Consider the following 3,913-nt stretch of genomic DNA (forward strand, 5'->3'; position numbering starts at 1 on the left):
GTTTATCTGTTTATCTGTAAGCTGATTTATTTAATTTTATATGAGGCCGGAAACCTGGCCGAAGTTGATAAAACTGTTAGAAAAAACGTGTAGTCAAACCAAAGCAGACTATCGTAGTGAAGAATGCTATTATGGCGTAATTATCTATTTTTGCACCTGTGCCAATGGGTCATGGTTTCTGTATTATTGATGACTACGGGGCGTTCGGCTTCGAAGATAACTTAATTCTCTCATTATTCTCTCATTTCTCTTTTTTCTCAGCCTATAGGCGTGAGCGAAGTTTTTCTTATAACTATCGATTTAGGCAAAATAGCCAGGCGAAATCGGAAGTTGTAGGAGGGGTTTTGGCCATGTCTCATGATATCCAATTAGCTCTCAGTAAAGAATATACCGAGATAAATAATCGTGCGCAACTGGTTAAGACATTAACTTTAATCCAGGTTATCATGATGGGGCTGGCTTATTTGCAGCCAATGACGGTTTTTGACACTTTTGGTTTAGTGTTATTAAAAACTGATGAGTATGTTCCTTCTTCTTATATCATTGCTTTGATTGCTATTCTTTTTACTGGATTGAATTATGGTAAATTGGTAAAACGATTTCCTTCGGCGGGATCGGCCTATACCTATGCACAAAAATCGATGAGCCCACATTTAGGTTTTATGGTGGGATGGTCATCTTTGCTTGATTATTTATTCATGCCGATGATTAATATACTGTTAGCGAAAATTTATCTGGAAGCTATTTTTCCCTCTGTTGCGCCCTGTATTTTTGTGGTCGGATTAGTTTTTTGATGACTATTTTAAATCTACGGGGTATCAATTTAGTCGCTAACTTAAATACCATTATTGTGATTATTTAAATCGCTGTTATGCTAGTTTTTTTAGCTGTTTTGATCCATGAATTATCTAAAAGCGAAGGTTCTGGTCAGATTTGGTCATGGCGACCTTTTACCTCCGAAAAGGCGCATTTAATTCCGATGATCACCGGGGAGACGATTTTATGTTTTTCATTTCTCGGCTTTGATGGCATCAGTTCATTATCGGAAGAAACACGAAATGCAGAAAAAGTAATACCAAAGGCGATTTTCTTGACGCCCTTGATTGGTGGTTTGATTTTTATTGGCGTTTCTTATTTTTTTTTACAGCTGTATTTTCCTGATGTTTCGCATTTTAAAAAACCTGATGAATTGCAACCTGAAATTATGCTATATGTTGCTCGTGCACTTTTTCAGTCGATTATTTTGCTTTTCTCGTATGCAACCGTATTAGCATCAGGTATGGCTGCCCATACAGGAGTTTCTCGTCTCATGTATGTGATGGGACGAGATGGCGTATTTCCTGAGCGTTTTTTTGGTTATGTTCATCCAACATGGCGAACCCCAGCTTTTAATGTCATTTTAGTTGGCATGCTGGCGTTAACGGCAATTTGGTTTGATATGGAAATTGCCACAGCATTGATTAATTTTGGTGCATTAATTGCTTTTACCTTTGTTAATCTTTCGGTTATTTAGCAATTTTATTTTAGAGAGCGTCGCTGTCATACTTGTCGGGATAAATTTAATTACTTAATTCTACCTATTATGAGTGCTTTAACCGTATCAGTGCTTTGGATCAATTTAGAGAAAACTTCCATGCTATTAGGGATATAGGCAGCGGTTGGGATTTTTTATATGGCAATTATCACCCGCCGTTTTCGTCGGCCATTACCAAAAATGAATGACGCTTAGTGATCGCAAATTTTACCGCTATCGACGGTTTCACCACAGCAAAGGCCAATTATTTGGCCTTTGCTATATTAGCTAACCCGTTTTTGTATGTTATGACGAAACCCAATTAACTGGCTATCTGTTTGGCATAATCTACCAGTGCCTTTAGTTGCAGGCACTTTTCTTTATCTTCTTGATGTTCAATAAATAATTGCTCGATAGTTTGCAGATATTCGGTTATTTTCTCGCTGGTCAATCTATTGCGTCGGTGATGTAACCAGGCAAGCTGTTCTTGTTCTGTCAGTGTAGCCGGATAGTTCCTGGCACGGTAACGAAAAAATAGTTGCTTCATGCGGGGATCGTCAAATTTGAGCTCCAATGCGGGCAAATTTTGCGGTAAAGTTTGACGGATAATAGCCATTGTTAAACGATCATTATCACCAAAAAAACCGGCATAAAGCTTAGTATCTACATCAGTTTCTTCAGGAAAGGGTTGCGGTTCGCTAAAAAGCTGAATAACTTTATCCCGCACTTCACTATGTTGTCGCAATATGGCTAAATTATTCAGACAGACATCGAGATCTAGTGCTATACGTTGTGCATCTGCTGTCCGCAGTGTGTTGGCCGGAGCCAGAATTGGACATTTATTAATATGTATCAGTTTAATAGGAATGGCTAATTCACGGGCTAACTCTGCTTTGGGTGCGTATAAACGTTGCTTTAGAGTATCACTATCTAATGTTAACAGTGGGCCAATGTCTGCTGCTAGATCACAGGCAATAATGGCATTACGGTTTTCGGGATGCCAGGCCAGTGGTGCAATTAGACTGGTATTAGCTCGTATTGCGCCCAACATGCCGGAAACATGCACTAACGGGGTCATGGCAATAATATCAATCAATTGACGAATTTCATTTTTATTTCTTAATTGAAAGAAGTAATCGAATATCCTTGGCTGTGCTTTCTTAACTAATTTTGCCATTTCGATAGTAGCAAAAACGTCGGCCATTGCATCATGAGCATTTGCATGCTCAATACCGTTTGCAGTGGTCAGATGTTCTAATTTGAAACTAGGTAGTCCTTCATCATTGCTAGGCCAGTTAATGCCATCAGGTCGTAGCGCATAGCAAGCGCGTAACACATCAAGTAAATCCCAACGTGAATTACCTTGCTGCCAACTATAAGCATAAGGATCATAAAAATTACGATAGAAAATATGACGAGTCACTTCATCATCAAATCGAATATTGTTGTAACCGACAATACAACTATTGGCTATGCTAAATATTCCATGAATACGTCTAGCAAATTCAGATTCATTTATGCCATGAGCTATTGCATATTGGGGGGTAATACCCGTTATCATTACGGCTTGAAGTTGAGGGAGATAGTCATCGGCAGGGGCACAGTAAAAAATTTGTGGCTCTTCGATAATATTAAAATTTGAGTCGGTTCTGATGCTGGCAAATTGTGCGGGTCGATCGAGAGCAGGATGCTGCCCAAATGTTTCATAATCGTGAAACAGAAATGAGGATTTTTGTTTATTGGCCAAAATATTTTCCCAATTTTTATGTAGCGTAATATTTTGTTTAATAATATTAAAATATTCCAATCTGACAATGAATGTTTTTTTACTCTCTGTATTAACTTATTTTTAATGACTGATTGATGAGTCCAGCAGAAATGAATTTTGTATTTTAAATTATCCTTAATCGCAATAATACGCCGTTAATGGATACTTAAGCTGAATGTCATTATTATGCAATGAATTATCATAGTATTAGTGCTAACTTTGAAAATTTCACTTATTTATCATTTTTTGTTTAACTAAATTTAGGTTATTAATAACACAAAATTAATAAAGACAGAGCAAAAGCGTCATTATCAGTGCAAAGATAATAAAACAGAGTAAAAATCTTAGAAATTGGCTTGTGTCATTAAGTTAATCGCCGTATCGTGTAGTTTATATCTAAGCGACTTAATTTTGATTACACCATATTAAGTGCGAACAAAATATCTGTGTCGCCTCCGAGCGCTCTTTTTTTGCATTTAGCTTGTGCCTATTTATGTTTAATTGAATTAAGATCTGGCGAATAGGTAGGCAAATATAGCTGGGCGACTTTAAAATGATTACAAGTAATGACTCTATATCAGTAAATTTATATTGGAGAAAAACATATATTTTGTAATCAAAATTAAGACGCT

At 37.0% G+C, this 3,913-nt stretch carries 2 protein-coding genes and 1 pseudogene; 1 reads left to right on the forward strand and 2 read right to left on the reverse strand.

Annotated elements, in window-relative coordinates; genetic code table 11:
• The first annotated feature begins 350 nt into the window (after positions 1-350).
• Positions 351-1,729, forward strand: a pseudogene (locus ARSQ2_RS09880) (APC family permease).
• 106 nt (positions 1,730-1,835) lie between these two features.
• On the opposite strand, the gene sbcB reads toward ARSQ2_RS09880, so the two are convergent.
• Together sbcB and ARSQ2_RS09890 are read right to left on the reverse strand one after the other, a co-directional pair.
• The gene (sbcB, locus tag ARSQ2_RS09885; protein ID WP_181994417.1) at positions 1,836-3,263 is read right to left on the reverse strand and encodes an exodeoxyribonuclease I; all 1,428 of its coding nucleotides are present in this window, start codon (positions 3,261-3,263) and stop codon (positions 1,836-1,838) included.
• A gap of 423 nt (positions 3,264-3,686) precedes the next feature.
• Positions 3,687-3,913 (reverse strand): hypothetical protein (locus tag ARSQ2_RS09890; protein WP_181995194.1); only part of this gene is annotated, 227 nt, incomplete at its 5' end.

Source organism: Arsenophonus endosymbiont of Bemisia tabaci Q2, from assembly GCF_902713415.1.
GTDB lineage: Bacteria > Pseudomonadota > Gammaproteobacteria > Enterobacterales > Enterobacteriaceae > Arsenophonus.